Below are 21,376 nucleotides of genomic sequence, written 5' to 3' on the forward strand. Positions count from 1 at the left end.
GCACATTGTTTGCATTGCAATAGAACAAGTCACCAACCACGTCCGGGGCGGAGGATTACGCTGGGACCGCGACGCACTGCGGCGGCGCGACCCTCCCGCTCGCTCCCCTGAAGGCACCGTGACCACTGCACCGCCCCCGACGCCGGCCGTCCACCGCTGGTGGCTCTGGTTCGTCTGGATCGTGGGCGTCGGCGCGTACGTGCTCGCCGTGACCAACCGCACCTCGCTGGCCGCGGTCGGCGTCGACACCGCGGTGCGATTCGAGGCGGATGCCTCGACGCTGTCGCTGTTCGCCGTCATCCAGCTCGCCGTGTACTCCGGCATGCAGGTGCCGGTCGGCCTGCTGCTCGACCGCTTCGGCAGCCGCCCGGTGATGGTGCTCGGGATGCTGGTGATGGCGTCGGGACAGCTGATCATGGCGTTCGCGACCGACGTGGGCGTGGCCATCGTCGCCCGCGTGCTGATCGGCGCCGGCGACGCGGCCATCTTCCCGGGCGTGCTCCGTGTCGTCGCCGCGTGGTTCCCCGCACGGCAGGCCCCGCTCGTCGTGCAGCTGACGGGCATCATCGGCCAGCTCGGCCAGCTCGTCTCGGTGATCCCGCTGGCACTGCTGCTGCACGCCACCACCTGGACCATCGCCTTCGGCGCGCTCGCCGGCACCTGCCTGCTCTTCGCGGTGCTCATGCTCGCCGTCGTGAGCGACCGCCCGCCCGGCGCGATCGTCGAACGCCGGGTCGTCTCGAGCGCCGACCTGCGGCAGGGGTTCGCCGAGTCGTGGCGGCACCCGGGCACCCGCCTCGGCTTCTGGTCGCACTTCACCCCGCCGCTGTCGGTCAACGCCTTCATCCTGCTCTGGGGGTATCCGTTCCTCACCGTGGGCGAGGGGCTGTCGACGGCTGCTGCGTCGACGGTGATGTCGGTCATCGTGATCGCCGGGCTCGTCGCGGGCCCCGTCATCGGCGCGCTCTCGAACCGGCACCCGATGCGGCGTTCGCGGCTGCTGGTGCTGCCGATCGTCTGGTCGCAGGTCGCCGTGTGGCTCGCGGTGATCCTCTGGCCGACGGCGGCGCCGCTCTGGCTGCTGCTCCTGCTGGCGATGGTGATCGGCCTCGGCGGACCGGGCTCGCTCGTCGCGTTCGACCACGCCCGGACGTTCACCCCGAGCCATCGCCTGAGCACCGCGACCGGCATCATCAACGCCGGCGGGTTCATCGCGGGGCTCGCGGCGATCCTCGCGATCGGCGTCGCGATGGACCTCCAGGGCGCCGGCACGCCCGACACCTACCGCCTGGAGGCGTTCAGGGTCGCGTTCCTCACCCAGGTGCCGCTCTGGGCGATCGGCATCACGGGCATCATCGTCGAGCGCCGCCGCACCAGGCGCCTGCTCGGCATCGACCCGCCGCGGGCGCCGCGCCGGTAGCGCGCTCAGCGCGCGACGCGGATCGGGAGCACCGCGAGCGCACCCAGCGTGGCGATGACGCCCGACGCGATGAACAGCGCCCAGAAGCCGCCCGCCGCGGTGACCACGAGCGCGCCGAGCATCGGGCCGATCGCCTGGGGCACCACCGAGGCGATGTTCATGATGCCGAGGTCCTTGCCGCGGGAGTGCTCGTCGGGCAGCACCTGCGTCGCGAGCGCCTGGTCGACCGCCAGGAAGCATCCGTAGCCCGTGCCGAGCACTGCTCCGGCGACCATGATGACCGCGAAGTCGGTCGACACGAGCAGCAGGAGTGCACCGGCGGCCTGGAGCGCGGATGCCGCGAGCACGAACGGCTTCCGGCGCTCGAGCCGGTCGGAGAGGCGCCCGCCGACGAGCGCCGCGGCGATCGAGCACGCCGTGTAGACCAGCGTGAGCAGCAGCAGGTCGTCCTCGGCCTGCTCGGGGGTGTCGCCGTGGCTGTAGATGAGGAAGTACAGCAGCAGGCCGGTGATGATCGCGTTGCCGACGTTCACGAGCACTCGGCTGAGCAGGGTCCAGCCGAAGTCGGGGTACGCGCGCGGGCTGATCCAGAACCCCTGCAGCATGCCGACGAACGTCAGCGGCTGGCGTTCGGCACGCGGCAGCACCGCGTCGGGCGCCACCAGCAGCAGCGGCACCACGAGCACGGCGAGCAGCACCGCGAGCGCCGCGTAGCCGGCGACGGCCCCGGTGAAGAGGGTCGTCACGAGCAGGATGCCCGCGATGATGCCCACGCCCTGCGGTGCCGAGATCACGCCCGACACGAAGCCGCGCTGGTACACCGGCACCTGGTCGGAGATCATCGCCGTCATCGCGGCCGACAGGGCGCAGAACCCCGTGATCGCGAGCGACCACCAGATCGCGACGCCGACGAGCGTCGTCTGCGCGCCGAGGGCGAGCAGCGAGGCGGCGAACAGGAGCGCACCGCCGGCGATCCACGGGCGGCGACGCCCGAACCGCGACGTGGTGCGGTCGGACAGCGCGCCCGTCACCGGGTACGCGATGATCGCGGCGACCGACGAGATGCCCGAGACGATGCCGAACGCCAGCACGCTGTCCTGCCAGGTGTCGGTCGCCACGAGCGCGTCGACCTGGGTCGGCAGCAGTAGCTGCACGGGCGTGAGCTGCGCCATCCAGAGCCCGAGCCAGGCGGTCGCGAACGCCGCGATCCAGCCGCCGCCGACGCGCTCCTGCGGCCGGCCGAACAGCGTCGTGGTCGTGCTCGGGGTGGTGGTCATGGGTCGGATGCTCCTCGCGATCGGATCGCGACGGCCGCCCTCGCCCGTCGCCATGAGTGGGTCAACTGTCCCAGAGCGGGGCGGCGGCGACAAGACGCGATGCCGAACTGTGGACAGCGGGCGGCGCGCCCTGGCGCGGGAAGCCCGCACGCGGGCGCGCGGGCGCGCGGCGGCGAGCTCAGCGCGTGGCGCGACCGCGGAGTCCGCGCCCCCAGAGGAGCAGCGGGGTGCGCCGCGCGTACTCCCGGTACGCGTCGCCGTAGGCTTCGAGCAGGGCGCGCTGCTCGACGTGCGCCTTCACGACGAGCACCACCGCGAGCAGCACCCACACGACGACCAGCTCGATGCGCCCGCGCCAGAGCACCCACCCGAGCGTGCCGGTGAGGAGGCCGAGGTAGATCGGGTTGCGGGTGAGTCGGTACGCACCGCCGGTGCGCAGCGGGGCGCCCGTGCGAGGCGCCACCCAGGGCACCAGGTCCCGGCCGAGGGCCACGACGCCGCCGACCGCGAGCGCACCGCCCAGTGCGCCGAGCAGTGCGGCGAGCACGTCGACCCACGGCCCGCCCCAGAGCGGCCCGCCGGGCAGCAGGAGCAGGGCCAGCAGCACGAACTGGGCCGCGACCAGCAGGTTCCTGCGATCACCCATGACTCCCATCCTGCCCCGCGCGCAGGGCGGCGGGGCGCGCGAATCGCGGCCGCACCCGTTGCCGCCGCGCGGCGACGCTGGCAACATGGCGCACGGAGACGAGGGGGATCCGCCATGACGAGCCCGCACGACGACGACGCCACCCGTCCGCTCCCGCCCACGACGGGCGCTGCGGGGCCGGACGATCCGACGGGACCGGTCGGCCCGCGCGAGCCCGGAGGCCCGGCAGGTCCCGGTGGCCCGGCCGGCCCCGGCGACACGCCGGAGCCGCCCACGAAGGCCAGCGGCCTCGGCATCGCCGCCCTCGTGATCGGCATCGTCGCCGTCGTGCTCGCGTTCTGGCCGATCGCGTGGATCGCCGCGATCGTGCTGGCCGTGGTCGGCCTCGTGCTCGGCATCATCGGCCTCACCCGGAAGGACCGGAAGCCCGGCATCTCGACCGCCGGCACCGTGGTCTCCGCCGCCGCGCTCGTGATCGCCGTCATCTTCGGCGTGCTGTACGCGAACGGCGCGCTGGGCGGCGACACCCCCGAGCCGACGGCCACGCCGACCGAGAGCGCCTCGCCCACCCCGACCGCGAGCGAGTCGCCGACCCCGACGCCCACGCCGACGCAGACCGTCGCCGAGTGGGCCGACTCGACGTGGGGCACGTTCGACGCGGTCGACCAGAGCGGCACCGGCGACGGCACCGTGACCCTGCCCGCCGACGCCACCGGCGGCCTCGTGCAGGCGAGCCACTCGGGCGACGACGCCTTCCAGGTCACCGTGCTCGACTCGTCGGGCTCGGCCACCGGCGACCCGCTCGTCGACGTCGAGGGCGACTACGACGGCACCACCGCGTACGGCGTGTCCGACGCATCCGCCGCCGTGACCCTGCAGATCACCGCCACCGGCGACTGGCAGGTCACGGTCTCGCCGATGTCGGGCGCGCCCGAACTGCCCGACTCGGCAGGGCGCGACGGCGACGAGGTGTACCTCTACGGCGGCGACGCCACCACGCTCTCGGCGACGCACTCGGGCGACGACGCGGAGGACCCGTTCGTCGTGCGCCAGCAGGCGCAGCAGGCCTTCTCGACCTCGGCGCTCATCGACGTGACGGGCGCGTTCGACGGCAGCGCGCCGCTGGCCGCGGGCCCGTCGGTCGTGACGGTGCAGGCCGACGAGGACTGGACGCTCACGCTCGGCTGACCCACGCTCGGCCGACGCGCCCGCGCGGCGGTCGCTCAGCCGTCGAGCAGGCCCCGCAGGTCGTCGGCGGTGAGGGCGGCATGGTCGACGGATGCCCCGGCGCGGTGCTCGCCCGAGGCATCCGCCTCGGCGCCGTCGAGGATCGACGCGACCAGCTCGCCCTTGCGCGCCTTCAGCGCCATGACCTTGTCCTCGATGGTGTCCTCGGCGACGAGCCGGTAGACCATGACCTGCCGGTCCTGGCCGATGCGGTGCGCGCGGTCGATCGCCTGCGCCTCGCTGGCCGGATTCCACCACGGGTCGAGCAGGAACACGTAATCGGCCTCGGTGAGGTTCAGCCCGAACCCGCCGGCCTTCAGCGAGATGCAGAAAACGGATGCCTCGCCCGAGCGGAACCGCGCGATCGCCGCGTCGCGCGCCGCGGACGAGAGCGATCCGTCGAGCCGCGCGAAGGGCACGCCCTCGGCGCGCAGGCGCGCGGTCACCCGGTCGAGGAACGACGTGAACTGGCTGAAGACGAGCGCGCGGTGCCCCTCGGCCAGCACGTCGGCGAGCTGCTCGAACAGCGCGTCGAGCTTCGCCGAGCGCATGCCGGCGTGGGCCTCGGCGTCGACCAGGGTCGCGTCGAGCGCGAGCATGCGCAGCAGGGTGAGCGAGCGGTAGACGATGAACCGCTGGCGGTCGAGGTCGTCGATCAGGCCGAGCAGCTTCTGGCGCTCCCGCTGCAGCGTGACGTCGTAGAGCCGCCGGTGCGCGGGCTCGAGGGCGACCTGCAGCACCTGCTCCTGCTTCGGCGGCAGCTCGGGCGCGACCTGCTCCTTCGTGCGGCGGAGCACGAGCGGACGGATGCGGCGGCGCAGCGTCTCGCTCCGCTCGGCGTTGCCGTCCTGCTCGATCGGCCGGCGGTAGCGCTCGTCGAACGCGCGCCGCGACGGGAACAGGCCGGGCGCGACCAGCCGCAGGATCGCCCAGAGCTCGGAGAGGTCGTTCTCGATCGGCGTGCCGGTGGCCGCGAGCACGAACGGCGTGCGCAGGTCGGCGGCGGCGCGGTGGGTCTTCGTCGCCGCGTTCTTGACGAACTGCGCCTCGTCGAGCACGACGCCGCCCCACTCGAGCGCCGCGAACGCGGCGGCGTCGCGACGGAGCACGGCGTAGGTCGTGACGACCAGGTCGGCGCCTGCCGCCGCACCGGCGAGGGTCGCGCCGCGTCGCCGCTCGGTCGCGGTGACGGCGGCGACGGCGAGGCCGGGCGTGAAGCGCGCCGCCTCGGCGACCCAGTTCGACGCGACCGACGTGGGCGCGACGACGAGCCAGGGGCGGCGGGGCGCCGTATCCGTACCGGGTGGCGTGCGACCGGGCTCGTCGGTCGAGTGCGCGATGAGCGCCAGTGCCTGGGCGGTCTTGCCGAGCCCCATGTCGTCGGCGAGCACCCCGCCGATGCGATGCCGGTGGAGGAACGCGAGCCAGCGGAACCCGTCGAGCTGGTACGGCCGCAGCGGCAGCGCGACGCCCTCGGGCTGGGGCAGCGGCTCGACGGCGCCGTCGGCGAGCCCGCGCACGAGCTCGCGCCAGGCGACCGCGGGCGCCGCCTCGTGCGCGAGGTCCTCGAAGTCGGCGACGAGGCTCAGCCGGCTGGCCGGCACCCGCAGGCCGGTCTCCCACTCGGCGAGCGTGCCGGCCTCGTCGATGAGCTCGCGCAACTCGTCGAGCACGGGCTGGTCGAGCCGCAGGTACGTGCGATCGGGCAGGCGCAGGCGCTTCCGTCCGAGCGACAGCGCCCGGAAGAGCGGCATGAGCGGCACCTTCCGCCCCGCCACCGTGACGACGAGGCCGAGGTCGAACCAGTCGGCCCTGTGGGACTCGACCAGCGTGACGGCCAGGTGCGGGGGTTCCGTCACCTCGCGCACGGCCGCGGGGTCGCCGCGGCGCTCGACGCGGAGCCCCGCGATCGGCGCGAGGTCGGGCAGCACCTCGAGGTCGAACGCGGCCGCATCGTCGCCGCGCAGGATGATCGCGGGCTCGAGGCCCCCGCGATCGGTCGCGTCGGCGATGCCCGACGACCCGGTCGCGAGCGCCAGGCGCCCCGCCGCGGAACGGCTCAGTACGACGTCGACCGCGCCGAGCACCTCGCCCTCGCGCTCGCGCGCCGGGTCGGCGAAGTCGTCGTCGGGCGCGTCGAGGGGGCCGGCGCGACCGTCGGCGTGCTCCCATCGCCAGGCGAGCTTCAGCCCGCCGTCGTCGGCGTAGCGCATGTCGAGCACGAGGGTCGCGGGCGGGATCTCGGGCGGCACGAAGCTGCCGTCGCCGCTGGTGATCACGAGCCTGCGGGCGAGCGCGGGATGGTGGCCGCGCACGAACTCGGGCACCTCGTCGGCCGGCACCGTGATGGTGGCGCGGCGGTCGAGCAGGTCGCGCTCGGCCGCGCGGAGGGGTGCCGCGAGCGGCGCGAGGTCGAGCCTGCCGGCGTCGAGGTCGCAGCGCACCAGGCCGTGGTCGCCGACCGGGCGCACGCCGTCGAGCGGACCCGGCACGCCGTCGAGCTCGAGCGCGGGCCCGAGCGTCAGGGCCGTCGCGTCCTGCCGGGCGTCGAGCACGATGCGCGCAGCCGCGTGCAGCCGCACGTCGGGCGCGGCATCCGACCCGGCGAGCGCGATGCCGAGGCGCGCCGCCTCGTCGAGCAGCGCCCAGAGGAGCGGACTCTCGTAGGCGTCGAGCGTGATCCACGCCGAGCCGTACGGGTTGTAGGTGCCGGGGTTGCCGCCCTTCAGCAGGGCGAACTGCGCGAACCAGCGCGCCTGGGCCGGGTCGATGCCCGCCCCCTCGCCCTTGTACGCGATGTTCTGCCAGGTCAGGTCGCCCTTGGCCCAGCCGCCGCGGGCCCCGCGCTGCACGGGTCGCACGGCGATGCGATCGACGGATGCCGCGTCACCGGCCGGCTCGTCGCGGGGACCCTGCCACTGGTCGCTCGACCGGCGCAACAGGTGCCGCGGCGCGAACTGCAGGCCCAGCTCGCGCAGGCCCGCGCCCGTCGCGACGGGCGCATCGCCGACCGCTCCGGCGAGGGCGTCGAGCGACGACCGCCAGTCGCCGCCCGCGCGGGCGGGATCGGGCGGCGTGGGCATGCGACCATGCTCGCACGGGCGGCCGACGCCGCCGTCGGCGGGCCCGTCAGACCGTCTCGAGGTACTTGTGCACGAGGCTCACCGCGACCGCACCCTGGCCCACCGCGGAGGCGACCCGGCGCACCACGTCGTGGCGCACGTCGCCCGCGGCGAAGATGCCCGGCACGCTCGTCTCGAGGATCATCGGGTCGCGCGGCAGCGTCCAGCCGCGCGGTCGTCGGTGGTCGCCGAGGAGGTCCTGGCCGGTGAGCACGAACCCCTGCTCGTTGACCTCGACGATGTCGCGCACCACGTCGCTGCCGGGCACCGCCCCGATGAACGCGAACATCGCGTCGGCGGGCAGCTCCACCGTGGCATCCGTCGCCCGGTCGTGCACCGCGACCGAGGTCAGGCGGTCGTCGCCGGACAGGGAGGCGACCTCGCTGTGCGGGCGCACCGTGATGTTCGCGGTCGCCTCGATCTGGTCGATGAGGTACTGCGACATGCTCGCGGCCAGCGACTCGCCGCGCACGAGGATGGTCACCTCGGCGGCGAACCGCGACAGGTACATCGCCCCCTGGCCCGCCGAGTTCGCGCCGCCCACGACGACCACGCGGCATCCGGTGTAGCTCACGGCCTCGGACGCCGCGGCGCCGTAGTAGACCGAGCCGCCGAGCAGCCGCTCCTCCCCCGGCACGCCGAGCCGGCGCACCTCGACACCGGTCGCAACCAGCAGCGCCTGGCAGCGCAGTTCGCTGCCGTCGTCGAGCGTCACGACCTTGTACGAGCCGTCGACGCGCACCCGCGTGACCTCCTGCGCGGAGAGGATCTCGGCGCCGAGGCGCTTGGCCTGCGTCGCCGCTCGGCGGGCGAGGTCGGCGCCCGAGATGCCGTTCGGGAAGCCGAGGTAGTTCTCGATGCGCGAACTGGTGCCGGCCTGGCCGCCCGGCACCTCGCGCTCGACCACCGCGGTGCGCAGGCCCTCGGATGCCCCGTAGACCGCCGCCGCCAGCCCGGCGGGCCCCGCCCCGATCACGATCAGGTCGTAGAACGGCTGGAGCGCCGGCGCGCGGATGCCGACCTTCTCGGCCAGCTCGTGCAGGTCGGGGTCGACGAGCACCAGGCCGTCGGGCAGCAGGACGACCGGCAGCTTCGCGTGGCCGTCGCCGAGCGCCTCGACCATCGCCCGCGCGCCCTCGTTCTTCTCGACATCGAGCCACTCGTACGGCGTCTGGCTGCGGGCGAGCAGGTCCTTCACGGCGTGCGAGCCCGGCGACCAGCGCGTGCCCACCACGCGGATGCCGTCGTACGGGATCGCCGCGCTCGCCCGCCAGTCGTCGAGCAGGTCGTCGAGCACCGGGTAGAGCCGCTCCTCGGGCGGGTCCCACGGCTTCAGCAGGTAGTAGTCGAGGTTGATCGCGTTGATGCTCGTGATCGCCGCGTCGGTGTCGGCGTACGCGGTGAGCAGCACGCGACGGGCCTGGGGCGCGTGCACGAGCGCCTTCGCGAGGAACTCGGTTCCGGTCATGCCGGGCATGCGCTGGTCGACCACGAACAGCGCGATCGGCGTGCCACGGCGCTGGTACTCCTGCACGGCCTCCAGCGCCTCCTGGCCCGACGAGGCCTGCGCGACGCGGTAGTCGCGCCGGTACCGCGCCTGCAGGTCGCGGGCGATCGCGTTCAGCACCTGGGGCTCGTCGTCGACGGCGAGGATCACGGGCTTGGCCATGCTCACGCCTCCGCGGGGGCGGCCGACTGGTCGGCCGTCGGGTCGACGTCGAGCGGCAGGCGCACCGTGAAGCAGGTGCGGCCGGGGCGCGAGGCGACGGTGAACTGGCCGCCGTGCTTCTTCACGATGATGTTGCGCGAGATGTTCAGGCCGAGCCCGGTGCCCTGACCCGGGGGCTTGGTCGTGAAGAACGGGTCGAAGACCTTCGACACCACCTCGTCGGGGATGCCCGGGCCGTCGTCCTCGAACTGCACCTCGACGCAGTCGCCCGAGCGCCGGGCGCGCACGATGAGCGTGCCCTGCCCGCCCATCGCGTCGATCGCGTTGTCGATGAGGTTCGTCCAGACCTGGTTGAGCTCGCTCGCATACGCCTGGATGGTCGGCAGCTGCTCGTCGTACTCCTTGACCACCTGCACCCCGCCCTTGAGCTTGTTGTGCAGGATGATCAGCGTGTTGTCGAGGCCGTGGCGCACGTCGACGTCCTGCACCGGTGCCTGGTCCATGTAGGTGTAGGTCTTCATGGCCTTCACGAGCTCGACGATGCGATGGGTGCCGATCGCGATCTCCGACAGCAGGTTGTAGATCAGGTACTTCAGGCCGAGCCACTCGACGACGACCGCGAGCTCCTCGCGCGAGAAGGAGCCGCAGAGCTCGTCGAGCTGGCGGCTCGTGAGCCCGAGCGCGACGAGTGCGGGGGCGAGGTCGCCGACCGACTTCGCACCGAGGTCGTCGAGCCAGTCCTCGAACTCGTCCTCGCGGTCGCCGCGCTCGACCGCGGAGAGCTGGGCCGGCTCGCGCGCACCGGCCTCGGCCAGGTGGTCGAGCTCGCTCAGCTTGTCGATCTGGCTGTCGTAGAGCCCGAGCCGCCCGAGCTCCAGCTGCGCGTCCTGGAGCTTCGCGAACACCGCCATCGCCTGGGCGGCGCCGCGCTGCGCCGATGACGCCGGGTTGTTCAGCTCGTGCGCCATGCCGGCGCTCAGCTTGCCGAGCGAGGCCATCTTCTCCTGCAGGATGAGCTGGTCCTGCATCGTGCTGATCTGCTCGAGCGTCTCCTGCAGCGCATCGTTCTTGCCGCGCAGCTCCTCGCCCTTCTCGCGGAGCTCCTGCTCGCTGCGCTTCAGCGCCTCCTCCGCCGCCTTGCGCTCGGCGATGTCGCGGATGATGCCCGTGTAGTAGCGGTCGTCGCGCACCGTCCAGGTCGACAGCGACAGCTCGATCGGGATCTGCACGCCCGCCTTCGTGCGCGCGGCGAGCTCGACGGTGGTACCGATCACGTGCGCCTCGCCGGTCTCGGTGAAGCGCGCCATGCCGGCCCGGTGCAGCTCGTGGTACTCGGGCGGGATGATCAGCTCCAGCCGCTGCCCGACGGCCTCCTCCTCGGTGTAGCCGAGGATGTGGGTCGCTGCCGAGTTCCACGACACGATGTTGCCCACGTGATCGGCCGAGATGATGGCGTCGATGGCCGACTCGGTGACCGACCGGAACTTCTGCTCGGCCTGCTTGCGCTCGCTGATGTCGCGGATGATGCCCGTGTAGTAGCGGTCCTCGTCGAGGAACCAGGTCGCGAGCGACAGTTCGACGGGGAACTCGCTGCCGTCGGCACGGATCGCCGCGAGCTCGACCGTCGTGCCGATCACGTGGGTCGGCCCGCCGCCGGTCACGCGCGCGATGCCCGTGCGGTGCCCCTCGTGGAAGCGCTCGGGGATGATCATCTCGAGCCGCTGTCCGATCGCCTCGTCCTCGGTGTGGCCGAAGAGGGCACGGGCCGCGCTGTTCCAGCTGCGGATGATGCCGGTCGAGTCGGCCGAGATGATGGCGTCGATCGCCGACTCCATGACCGAGCGGAACTTCGCCTCCGACTCCCGCAGCGCCATGCGCACCTTCGAGACCGTGACCTGGCGCTCGATGCGCGCCAGCACCTCGAGCGCGTCGAACGGGGTCGTGATGAGGTCGTCGCCGACCTCGAGGCCGCGCACGCGCGACTCCACGTCGGCGTCGCCGGCGACGAAGATCACGGGGATGTCCCGGACCTCCTCCGTGCGCCGGTGCTCGGTCACGAGCGTGAACGGGTCGGTCTCCTCGAGCGCGGCGTCGACCACGATGAGGTCCGGATGCCGCGCGAGCACCTGGCGCAGGTGCTCCCGCTCGCCGTCGGTGGCGACGACCTGGTACTGGTCCTCGCCGAGCACCACGCTCAGCTGGCCGATGACCCCGGCGTCGTCGGAGACGATCAGGATGAGACCGCGATCGGGCACGCTGGCCCCTTTCTCTGCGACGGCGCACGGCGGAGCGCTCCATCGTCAGGGTAGCCATGCCCGAGCAGCGGAGGCCAGCACCCGTGCGGGGGACGCCGCCGACGGAATGCCGCAGGCGCCGAGCCGGTCGCAGCCGAGCATCACGACGTTCGGCATCATCGGAGCAGGCGGGATCGGCAGCCGGGTGGGTGGCACGGGCGGTGCTGCCCTGCGGGCGGCGGCGCGCCCGCGCCGCCCGAACGCGGGAAGGTCGGCTCAATCAGGCCGGGCCGGGCCCGTCCAGGCAGTCTGCGACGTCGTGATCGTGAGAAGATCAGATCTATGACGTCAACGACGATGCGAGTCGCCCTCCACTCGACGGTGCGCGACGGCTACCGCGCCGCACACGCCACGATCCCCGAGGACCTGGTGGACACGTTCGCCCGCGTGGGGATCCGGGAGTGGACCATCTGGGGCTCGGGCGACCGCATGTTCCACCTCGTCGAGTGCGACGACTGGGACGCCGCGATGGCCGCGCTCGACGGCGACCCGGCGAACGCGCGCTGGCAGGCCGAGATCGGCCCGTTCGTGGAGCTCTACCGCGACGGGGCAGGCGAGCCGGGCTTCGTGCCGCTCGACGAGGTCTGGGACCTCGGTCGCCAGCGCGCCGCGCGCGCCGCGGGGCAGGCGTGAGCGGGGCATCCGGCGCCCCCTCGGGGCTGATCGACGCGCACGTCCACGTGTGGGACCCCGCCCTGCACCGCTACGACTGGCTCGACGGCCTGGAGATCCACCGTCGGATGCCGCCGGCCGACGTCGACCGCGCCGACGGCGCCACGACGGGCATGGTCTTCGTGCAGGCGGGCGCCGCGCGCCAGGACGCCCTCGCAGAGGCGCGCTGGGTCGCGGCCGCCGACTGGCCCGAGCTCGTCGCGATCGTCGCCGACGCCGACCTGCTCGCTCCGCCGGACGCCCTCGGCGCGCACCTCGACGCGCTCGCCGCGGTGCCGAAGGTCGTGGGCGTCCGGGACAACCTGCAGGACGAGCCCGTCGAGGCCTTCCCCGACCGTGCGGCCGGCCTGGCCGAGCTCGGCCGGCGCGGGCTCACGTTCGACGCCTGCATCCGCCACGGCCAGCTGCCCGCGCTCGTCGACCTGCTCGCCGCCGCCCCGGAGACGACGGTCGTGCTCGACCACCTCGGCAAGCCGCCGATCGATGCGGGCATCGACTCGCCCGAGGGACGCGCCTGGTCGGCCGGGATCGGCCGGCTCGCCGAGCGGCCGCGCACCTTCGCGAAGCTCTCGGGCCTGACCGCCGAGACGGCCGACGCCGACGCCTTCGCTCGGCACGCCGACGCGTTCATCGACCGCGTGCTCGACGCGTTCGGCCCCGAGCGCACCATGGTGGGCAGCGACTGGCCCGTGAGCGCCACCTTCGGCGTCGGCGGCCCGTTCGCCGACTGGGTCGCGCGGGTGCGCACACGCGTCGGCGCGGGCGACTGGGCGCACGTCGCGACGGGCAGCGCGGGCCGCGCCTACCTCGGCGGCGCCTGAGCCGCCACGGGCGCGCCCCGGGCGGTGCGGAACCGCCCGGGGACGCCCCGCGGGCGGCGCCCGCCCGGGAGTCGGGTCGACCGGACGAGCGCCTGATCGGATGCTACGCCTCGGTGGGCACCACGAGCACGCCATCGATGCGACGTGGGATGCCCGCGTACCCGTCGCGCAGCTCCTCGGGCAGCGCCGACGCCGGGGCGCCCTGGTAGGCGATCGGCCGCAGGAAGCGGCGGACGGCACTCACGCCCACCGACGTGTGCTGGGAGTTGGTCGACGGCCAGGTGCCGCCGTGGTGCTGCGCCCACGAGACGCGCACGCCCGTCGGGTACCCGTTGAACACGATGCGGCCGGCGCGCGGCGCGAGGTCGGCGAGGAGCGTGTCGACCACCTCGGTGTCGTCGTCCTCGCTGTGGATCGTCGCGGTGAGCGAGTCGGGCACCGCGTCGAGGGCTGCGCCGACCTCGGACGGGTCGTCGTAGCGGGCGACCACGATGAGCGGCCCGAACGCCTCCTCGGCGTGCTCGGGCGACAGGTCCGATGCGGCCACCTCGAGCACGACCGGCGTCGCGGCGAAGCCCTCGCCCGGGGCATCCGCCCCCTCGGCCAGCCTGGTCGCACCGGCGGCGAGGATGCGGTCGCGGATCTCGCCGAACGACCCCGAGATGCGGCCGTTCAGCAGGGTCTGGGCGGATGCCTCGCCCGCACGCTCCGCGAGGCCGGCGACGAGCGCGTCGCCGTCGGCGCCCCGGGGCACGAACGCGATGCCGGGCTTGGTGCAGAACTGCCCCGCACCGAGCGTGAACGAGCCGAACAGGCCCTCGGCGATGGCGCCGGAGCGCGCCGCGGCGGCCGCGGGTGTGACGACCAGCGGGTTCAGGCTCGACAGCTCGCCGTAGAAGGGGATCGGCTCGGGGCGCGCGTTGATGATGTCGAGCAGGGCCGTGCCGCCCGAGAGCGACCCGGTGAAGCCGACGGCGCGGATGCGCGGGTCGGCGACCAGCGTGCGGCCCGCCTCGGTGCCGTAGACGATGCCGACGGTGCCCTCGGGCGCGCCGTACGCGGCGACGGCCCGCGCGATCGCGGCGTGCGAGCGCTTCGCGGTCTCGAGGTGCGACGAGTGCGCCTTCACGACGACCGTGTTGCCGCCGGCGAGCGCCGACGCCGTGTCGCCGCCCGCGACCGAGAACGCGAACGGGAAGTTGCTCGACCCGAACACGCCGACCGGGCCGATCGGCACGAGCATGCGGCGGATCTCGGGCTGCGGGCCGAGCGGGGTGTCGCCGGCGTGGTCGATGGTCGCCTCGACGTAGGAGCCCTCGCGGAGCGCCTCGGCGAACAGGCGGAACTGGTACGCGGCGCGGCCGACCTCGCCGGGCAGGCGCGGGCTGCCGAGGCCGGTCTCGCGGTCGGCGGCCTCGACGAGCGCGTCGCGGTCGGCCTCGAGGGCGTCGGCGATCGCGTCGAGGAGCCCTGCGCGCCACGCACGGCTCGAGCGGCCGAGCACCTCGAACGCGGCGGCGGCGCGGCCGATGACGGCGGCGGTCTCGTCGGCGGTGCAGGGCGCGATGCCGGTGTCGGTCGTCTCGCCGGTGCGCGGGTTCGTCGACAGCAGGGTGGTCATGCGGGTCTCCTCGAGGATCGTCATCAGGTCAGCAGGCCACGACGGGCGAGGCCGCGGTAGAGGTCGTCGATGCCGAAGGTCCACGGCTCCGCGGCATCCGTCGCGCGCACCCGGTTCACGAGCGCACCGAGGCGCGGCTCGGCGATGCGCACGATGTCGCCGTCGCGGTGGGTGAAGCCCCGGCCGGGCTCATCGCGGTCGTCGACCGGCGCGAACATGGTGCCGAGGAAGAGCACGAGGCCGTCGGGGTAGCGGTGGTGTGCGCCGATGGTCTGGGCGACGAGGTCGGCGGGGTCGCGGCTGATGCGCGCGAGCTCGCTCGTGCCGTCGAGGCGGTAGCCCTCCTCGCCGTCGATGCCGAGCGACACGACTGCGCCGCGCAGGTCGTCGAGCCCGTAGCCGGCGTCGAGGAAGCGGACGAACGGGCCGACCGACGCCGACGCGTTGTTGTCCTTCGCCTTGCCGAGCAGCAGCGCGCTGCGGCCCTCCACGTCGCGCAGGTTGACGTCGTTGCCGAGACTCGCGCCCACGATGCGGCCGTCGGATGCAACGACGAGCACGACCTCGGGCTCGGGGTTGTTCCAGTGCGAGGCGGGGTGCACGCCGACGTCCACGGCGGGGCCGACCGTCGCGAGCACGGGCGCCTTGGTGAAGACCTCCGCGTCGGGGCCGATGCCCACCTCGAGGTACTGGCTCCACCAGCCGCGCTCCAACAGCAGGGCCTTCAGGGCCGCGGCCTCCTCCGAGCCCGGCTTCAGGTCGTCGAGCGAGCCGCCGATGGTGCCGAGGATCTCGGCGCGGATCGTCGCGGCGGCGTCCTGGTCGCCGCGCGCACGCTCCTCGATCACCCGCTCGAGCATCGACACCGGGAAGGTCACGCCCGCGGCCTTCACGACCTGCAGGTCGATCGGCGAGAGCAGCCAGGGGCGCGACGGGTCGCGCGTCTCGGGCGGCGTGTTCGCGACGAGCTCGTCGAGCGTGCCCAGCAGCGGGCCGGATGCGGCAGCCAGCGCCGCGGCCGGGTCGGGCGTCTCGCACAGCGCGCGCATGGTCGCGAAGCTCGCGCTCACGTCGACCACGCCCTCGTCGCGGAGCGCCACGACGCTGGGCCCGCCGGCGGCGGGGTCCCAGGCGCGGCCCGCGAGCGCGCCCGCGGTGCCGTCGACGGGAAGCAGGTCGGCCGCGGCGGGCGGCCAGGCGGCGGTCGCCGGCGCGGCGCCGGTGGTCGTGGTGCGCATGGTGCTCCTGGGGGTCGTCGTGTCGAACCTAGCGGCGGTGGAAGACGCCCGCGCGCTTCTCGGCGAACGCGGCCCGCCCCTCGTCGGCGTCGGCGGTGGCGAAGGTGATGGTCTGGAGGTCGCGCTCGTAGCGGAGCGCCTCCTCCTGGGTCATGTTGACCGCGGCGCGCAGGTTCGCCTTCGCGGTCTCGGCGGCGATCGGCGGGCGGCTCGAGATGGTCGCGGCGAGCTCCTGTGCGCGGGCGACGAGCCGCGCGGGCTCGACGAGCTCGGTCACGAGCCCCCAGCGCAGTGCCGTCTCGGCGTCGATCGGGTCGCCGGTCATGAGCATGACGGCGGCGTTCGACGGGCCGATCGAGGTGGTGAGGAAGGTGGCCATGCCGCCGCCGCCGATCCAGCCGAGCTTGATCTCGGGCGACGCGAAGCTCGCGGTGGTCGCGGCGAGGCGGATGTCGCAGGACAGCGCCGTCTCGAGGCCGCCGCCGAACGCGTAGCCGTTGACGGCCGCGATCACGGGCTTGCGGGCCGCGCGGATCGCGTCGCAGTAGTCGGTGCGGTTGCGGAACTCCCACGGGGTGGCGTACGTGTCGAGCGAGCGGATGTCGCTGCCGGCCGAGAACGCGCGCTCCCCCGCCCCGGTCAGCACGATGGCGCGGATCTCGTCGGCGGCATCCGCCCACTCGACGATCTCGACCAGCGCGTCGGACATCTCCTGCGTGACCGAGTTGAGCTTCTCGGGACGCGCGAGGGTGATGGTGGCGACGTGTCCGTCGACCTCGAGCCGCACGTGCTCGCTCGTGACCTCGATCATCGGTGGGTTCCTCCTGAAAGCGCGGGCGCGGCGGCCAGCGCGTCGAACATGGTGTTGATGCGGGCGACGGATGCCACGGGGTCGGCCCCGCCCGTGAGCGCCTCGCGCAGCACGGCCGACGCCGCCGACTGGAACGGGATGTACCCCGGCACGCGCGGGCGCACCCACGAGTCGTCGATCGTCGCGAGCGTGCTGCGGTAGAAGTCGCCGGATGCGGCGTTGACGGCGTCGTCGGTCCACGCCGAGCGCAGGCTGGGCTGGCCGTCGTTGGCGGGGATGAACCCGGCCTGCAGGTCGGGCGCGAGCAGCCCGCCGAGGTGCTCGATGAGCGCCTCGTCGGGGTGGCAGCGCGCGGAGATCGCGATGCCCGTGCCACCGATGGTCGAACCGCGACGGCCTCCCGGGGTACCCGCGGGCGCGTTCTCGAACGCCAGCGCGCCGGGGCCGGTGGCATTGGTGACGTAGCCGTAGACCAGCGGGATGTACGCGATGTCGCGCGCGTGCTGCATGCGGTCGAGCAGGCCGATCGGGTTCTGCGCATCGGCGCCCACGGGCTGGTGCGCGGCGAGGCGGGCGAGGATGCCGAACGCCTCCGCGCCGACCGGCTCGGAGACGAAGCCCTCGCCGGGCACGACCCGGGGCTCCTCGCCGAGCGCGACGCAGAGCGAGGCGAAGCTCAGGAACGCGTGCGGGCCGGCGAGGCTGAGCGCCACCGGCACGTCGAGCGCCAGGACCTCGGCCCAGGTCTCGGGTGCGGTCTCGAGCAGTTCGGGCACGCGCACCGCGACCTGCGTGGCCGCGTCGAGCGGCAACGCCCAGAGGTGGCCGTCGAGCCGGTACGACGTGAAGCTCGGGCCCACGCAGCCGGCGGCCAGCGCGTCCGTCAGCTCGGCGTCGAACAGGTCGTCGAGCGGGCGCAGCGAGCCGTGCGCGAGCGCGTCGCCCAGGTGCGGGTGGTCGAGCACGATCACGTCGTAGCGCTCGGCGAGCTCCTCGATCGGCGTGGACTCGAAGCCCTCGAGCGGGTGCACGTCCCACGAGATGAGGGGGCGGTCGTCGCCGCCGAACGCGTCCGCGGCGGCGCGCTCGAGCGCGTGCCGGCCGCGCGGGTGGTCCCAGGTGAGTCCGCGGTACATCAGGCCTCGACGGGTGCGGGAGCGGGGGCGGGTTCGGGCGCAGGGGCCGGTTCGGCGTCGGCGCGGGGCACGGCGTGCGCGGGGGCCGCCGGGTCGGGCGCGGAGGCCGACTCCGGGGCATCCGTCGTCTCCTTCGCTGCGCCAGACGCGAGCAGCGCGTCGATGGCGGCGTCGTCGAACCCGGCCTGCGCGAGCACCTCGCGCGTGTGCTCGCCGACGCGCGGCGCGCCGCGCACGAGCTTCGGCGGGGTCTTGGAGAACCGGTACGGGAACCCGGGGGTCTTCACGTGCCCCTCGGTCGGGTGGTCGTACTCGATGAAGGTGCCGTTGTGCGCGATCTGCGGGTCGTCGACCAGCTCCTGGTAGCCGTGCACGGGGCCGATCCACATGCCGGCGGCGCCGAGCGTCTCGATCCAGTAGCCCGACGGCTTCTCGGCGAGCTTCGCCGCCGTCTTCGCGTGGATCTCGTCACGGCGGGTCCAGCCCTCGACCTCGGAGTTCCAGCCCGCGAACGCGGGCTCGCCGATGAGGCGGCCGAGTTCGTGCAGGTCGGCGAAGGCGAGCGCGACGAACCCGTCGCTGGTCGCGAACACGCCGTACGGGGCACGGATGTAGACGTGCGCGTGCGGCTCTGCCGAACGCTCCTGCGTCTTCCTGCCGACCGTGAACACCGACAGCTCCTGCATCTGCAGGGTGGTCAGCGCGTCGAGCATGTTCACGGTCACGAGCTGGCCCTCGCCCGTGCGCTCGCGGTGCAGCAGCGCGGCGAGCACGCCCTCGAACGCGGTCGACGCGGTGACGGCGTCGGCGAGGTACTGGCCCGCGGGGGTCGGCTCGTCGCCGTGGCGACCTGCCGAGAGCATCGCGCCCGACATGGCCTGCAGCAGCAGGTCCTGCCCGGGGCGGTCGCGGTACGGGCCGTCCTCGCCGTAGCCCGAGATCGACACGTAGACGATCGACGGGTTGATCTCGCGCAGCGACTCGTAGTCGACGCCGAGGCGCGCGGCGACGCCCGGGCGGTAGTTCTGGAGGAAGACGTCGGCGTCGGCGACGAGGGCGCGGAGCGCCTCCTTGCCGGCGTCCGACTTCAGGTCGAGGGCGACCGAGCGCTTGTTGCGGTTCAGCGACAGGAACGAGACGTTGATCTCGTTGCCCTGCGCGCCGCCGGCGGCCGCGTGGCGCTGCCACTCGCCCGTGGTCGGCTCGACCTTGACGACGTCGGCGCCCAGGTCGCCCAGGCGCTGCGCCGCGAACGGCCCCGCCATGGCGATGGAGCAGTCGAGCACGCGGTAGCCCGCGAGCACTCCGGTGGACTCGGTCATCGTGTTCCCTTCGCGGCATCCGCCGTCTCGTGCTGATGGACGCGCACCTCGGCGCCGCCCGCCTGGGACGACCGCAGCATGGCGTCGATCAGCTCGATCGAGCGCGCCGCCACGGTGGCGTCCGAGTTGTTCTCCGTGCTGCCCCCCGTGATGAGGTCGATGAACCGGTTGGGCGGCACGATGCACTCGTAGGCGCCGGCGCCCGGCTCGATGTCGAGGTCCCACTTCTGCCCGTCGTGGCGGTGCAGGCTGACCCGCTCGCGCTCGGTGTCGACGAGCAGCATGCCCTCGGCGCCGAAGATGCGCAGGTCCACCTGGTACGGGTCGCCGTCGGGCACGGTCGCCGCGCCCGAGAGCGAGCCGATCGCGTGGTTCTCGAACGTGATGACGGCGGCGTCGTAGAGGTCGACGGCGGCACCCGCGGTCGACACCTTCGCCATGACGGATGCCGCGCGCAGCTCGGTCAGCCAGAACAGCAGCGCGCTCGAGTGGGTGACCTGGCCGTGCGCGTACCCGCCGCCGCGCGCCGGCGACTGCCAGGTCGACGGGTCGGGGCCGCTGGTCTGCGAGTCCCAGAGTGCGCGGATGTGGTTCGTGTCGCCCGCGAAGAGCCCGGTCGTGGGCGAGGCCATGTTGCAGACGACGTGCTGGATCTCGCCCAGGTGGCCCGCCTCGACGAGCCGGCGCGCCTCGACCGTGAACGGCTTGTAGTTCCAGCCGTACGGGGCGAGGAAGTGCACGCCGGCCTCCTCGACCCGGCGGGCGAGCTCCCAGCCCTCCTCGGCGTGCAGGGTGACGGGCTTCTCGACGAGCACGTGCAGGCCGCGGTCGACCGCCTGCACCGCCTGCGCGAAGTGCAGGTCGTGCGGGGTCGTCACGACGACCGCGTCGAGCCCCTGGTCGAGCAGCTCGTCGTAGTCGCGCGTGGCCATGCCGAAGCCGAACTGGTCGCGCACGGCCTCGAGCTCGGGGCCGATGCCGCAGACGCCGACGAGCTCGACGTCGTCGCGCCCGGCGAAGATCGGGAAGTGGTTGCTGGTCGCCCACCAGCCGGCGCCGACCGCGCCGAGGCGCACCTTCCGGGTCATGCCGCGTCCCCCGTCCAGGTCCAGCGTCGTCGACCGTCTTCGGCGGTGGCGGATGCCACGAGGCCGCGCGACTGCAGGCGCTCGAGGTTCCCGGTGACCGGGAAGATCGAGTAGTCGAGGGCCTCGGGCGGCCACGGGCCGAGTGCTGCGCCTGCGGCGCGGATCAGCTCGAGCGCCGTGCTCGGGGCCTCCTGCGCCCGCAGGAGCCCGGCGAGCACCTCGTCGACCTGCTCGGTGTACGCCTCGCTCTCGTCGAGGAACGCGGCGACGCCGGCGCCCTCGTAGACCGGGTAGTGCGCGGTGAGCAGCAGGTCGGCGTCGAGCGAGCGGAAGACGTCGATCGAGTCGACGTAGTCGGCGGTGTCGCGGTAGGTCGGCGGGAAGGCCGGGCTGCCGTCGGCGAAGGGCACGGTCGCGCCGAGCGTCGCGTCGCCGATCATGAGGGCGCGGTTCGCCGGGTCGTGCACGGCGACGTGGCCGGGGCTGTGACCCGGCACGTGCAGCACGGTCACGCTGCGGCCGCCCAGGTCGAACACCTCGCCGCCGGCGAGGCTGCGGTCGACCGGCACGAGCTGCGCCCACTCCCGGATCGACGCGGTGAGCTCGGGCGGGTCGACGAACCCGTCGGTCTGGACGAACTCGCCGTAACGGGCGTCGATGAGCGCCTCGACGTCCTCGACGAGCGGCACGTCGGCGGCACCGGCCATGATCTCGACGTGCGGCAGCGCCTGCTTCAGCGCGCGGTTGCCGCCTGTGTGGTCCCAGTCGCAGTGGGTGTTGACCGCCCACTTCACCGTCGAGCGCGGGATGCCCGCCTCGTCGAGGTACGGCAGCAGCGTCTCGGTGATCGACGCCGGCACGCCCGTGTCGACGAGCAGCGCGGCATCCGTGCCGACCAGCAGGTAGAGGGCGACGAATCGCTCCTCGAGGGGCGCCTGCACGCGGTGCAGGCCGGGGCGGATCTCCATCGGTCCTGGTCTCTCTCGTCTCGTGGGGTGCACGGATCGGGTCT

The 21,376-nt window shown here is 73.6% G+C and carries 16 protein-coding genes; 4 read left to right on the plus strand and 12 right to left on the minus strand.

Annotated elements, in window-relative coordinates; translation table 11 throughout:
- The first annotated feature begins 118 nt into the window (after positions 1–118).
- A complete protein-coding gene (locus ABZK10_RS02200) occupies positions 119–1,420 on the plus strand; it encodes an MFS transporter (protein ID WP_353807542.1) in 1,302 nt (433 codons plus the stop codon).
- A 5-nt stretch (positions 1,421–1,425) separates the two neighbouring features.
- Here the strand turns inward: ABZK10_RS02200 and ABZK10_RS02205 are convergent, their stop codons facing one another.
- On the minus strand, positions 1,426–2,697 hold the full coding sequence (locus tag ABZK10_RS02205; RefSeq protein ID WP_353807543.1) for an MFS transporter: 1,272 nt from the start codon (positions 2,695–2,697) through the stop codon (positions 1,426–1,428).
- Between the two features lie 178 nt (positions 2,698–2,875).
- Positions 2,876–3,343 carry a methyltransferase family protein gene (locus ABZK10_RS02210; protein ID WP_353807544.1) on the minus strand — a complete coding sequence of 156 codons (468 nt, stop codon included), beginning with the start codon at positions 3,341–3,343 and terminating at the stop codon, positions 2,876–2,878.
- A 114-nt stretch (positions 3,344–3,457) separates the two neighbouring features.
- Here ABZK10_RS02210 and ABZK10_RS02215 point away from each other — a divergent pair, with 114 nt between their 5' ends.
- On the plus strand, positions 3,458–4,531 hold the full coding sequence (locus ABZK10_RS02215) for a DUF308 domain-containing protein (RefSeq protein ID WP_353807545.1): 1,074 nt from the start codon (positions 3,458–3,460) through the stop codon (positions 4,529–4,531).
- A gap of 35 nt (positions 4,532–4,566) precedes the next feature.
- Here the strand turns inward: ABZK10_RS02215 and ABZK10_RS02220 are convergent, their stop codons facing one another.
- From ABZK10_RS02220 to ABZK10_RS02230, 3 genes are read right to left on the minus strand one after another with little or no spacing between them, the layout of a single operon-like run.
- The gene (locus ABZK10_RS02220; RefSeq protein ID WP_353807546.1) at positions 4,567–7,653 is read right to left on the minus strand and encodes a DEAD/DEAH box helicase; all 3,087 of its coding nucleotides are present in this window, start codon (positions 7,651–7,653) and stop codon (positions 4,567–4,569) included.
- 46 nt (positions 7,654–7,699) lie between these two features.
- Positions 7,700–9,361 carry an FAD-dependent oxidoreductase gene (locus ABZK10_RS02225; protein WP_353807547.1) on the minus strand — a complete coding sequence of 554 codons (1,662 nt, stop codon included), beginning with the start codon at positions 9,359–9,361 and terminating at the stop codon, positions 7,700–7,702.
- 2 nt (positions 9,362–9,363) lie between these two features.
- Positions 9,364–11,616, minus strand: a complete 2,253-nt coding sequence (locus ABZK10_RS02230; RefSeq protein WP_353807548.1) for a PAS domain S-box protein — start codon at positions 11,614–11,616, stop codon at positions 9,364–9,366.
- A 321-nt stretch (positions 11,617–11,937) separates the two neighbouring features.
- Between ABZK10_RS02230 and ABZK10_RS02235 the strand changes: the two genes are divergently transcribed.
- Together ABZK10_RS02235 and ABZK10_RS02240 are read left to right on the plus strand one after the other, a co-directional pair.
- The gene (locus ABZK10_RS02235) at positions 11,938–12,288 is read left to right on the plus strand and encodes an L-rhamnose mutarotase (RefSeq protein ID WP_353807549.1); all 351 of its coding nucleotides are present in this window, start codon (positions 11,938–11,940) and stop codon (positions 12,286–12,288) included.
- The gene (locus ABZK10_RS02240; RefSeq protein ID WP_353807550.1) at positions 12,285–13,148 is read left to right on the plus strand and encodes an amidohydrolase family protein; all 864 of its coding nucleotides are present in this window, start codon (positions 12,285–12,287) and stop codon (positions 13,146–13,148) included. The genes ABZK10_RS02235 and ABZK10_RS02240 overlap by 4 nt, the downstream gene beginning before the upstream one ends.
- 103 nt (positions 13,149–13,251) lie before the next feature.
- On the opposite strand, the gene ABZK10_RS02245 is transcribed toward ABZK10_RS02240, so the two are convergent.
- From ABZK10_RS02245 to ABZK10_RS02275, 7 genes are read right to left on the minus strand one after another with little or no spacing between them, the layout of a single operon-like run.
- Positions 13,252–14,769: an aldehyde dehydrogenase (NADP(+)) gene (locus tag ABZK10_RS02245; protein ID WP_353807552.1), complete on the minus strand. Its 1,518-nt coding sequence runs from the start codon at positions 14,767–14,769 to the stop codon at positions 13,252–13,254.
- A gap of 23 nt (positions 14,770–14,792) precedes the next feature.
- A complete protein-coding gene (locus ABZK10_RS02250) occupies positions 14,793–16,007 on the minus strand; it encodes a fumarylacetoacetate hydrolase family protein (RefSeq protein ID WP_353807553.1) in 1,215 nt (404 codons plus the stop codon).
- Between the two features lie 28 nt (positions 16,008–16,035).
- On the minus strand, positions 16,036–16,818 hold the full coding sequence (locus ABZK10_RS02255) for an enoyl-CoA hydratase/isomerase family protein (RefSeq protein ID WP_353807554.1): 783 nt from the start codon (positions 16,816–16,818) through the stop codon (positions 16,036–16,038).
- A complete protein-coding gene (locus ABZK10_RS02260; protein ID WP_353807555.1) occupies positions 16,815–17,954 on the minus strand; it encodes a hypothetical protein in 1,140 nt (379 codons plus the stop codon). The genes ABZK10_RS02255 and ABZK10_RS02260 overlap by 4 nt, the downstream gene beginning before the upstream one ends.
- Positions 17,954–19,276, minus strand: a complete 1,323-nt coding sequence (locus ABZK10_RS02265) for a CaiB/BaiF CoA transferase family protein (protein ID WP_353807556.1) — start codon at positions 19,274–19,276, stop codon at positions 17,954–17,956. The genes ABZK10_RS02260 and ABZK10_RS02265 overlap by 1 nt, the downstream gene beginning before the upstream one ends.
- Positions 19,273–20,364 carry a Gfo/Idh/MocA family protein gene (locus tag ABZK10_RS02270; RefSeq protein ID WP_353807557.1) on the minus strand — a complete coding sequence of 364 codons (1,092 nt, stop codon included), beginning with the start codon at positions 20,362–20,364 and terminating at the stop codon, positions 19,273–19,275. Before ABZK10_RS02270 ends, ABZK10_RS02265 begins: the two co-directional genes overlap by 4 nt.
- Positions 20,361–21,332 (minus strand): MBL fold metallo-hydrolase, encoded by a 972-nt coding sequence (locus ABZK10_RS02275; RefSeq protein ID WP_353807558.1) that lies wholly within the window; start codon positions 21,330–21,332, stop codon positions 20,361–20,363. Before ABZK10_RS02275 ends, ABZK10_RS02270 begins: the two co-directional genes overlap by 4 nt.
- Between the last annotated feature and the right edge of the window lie 44 nt (positions 21,333–21,376).

The organism is Agromyces sp. SYSU T00194 (assembly GCF_040496035.1).
Taxonomy (GTDB): domain Bacteria; phylum Actinomycetota; class Actinomycetes; order Actinomycetales; family Microbacteriaceae; genus Agromyces; species Agromyces chitinivorans.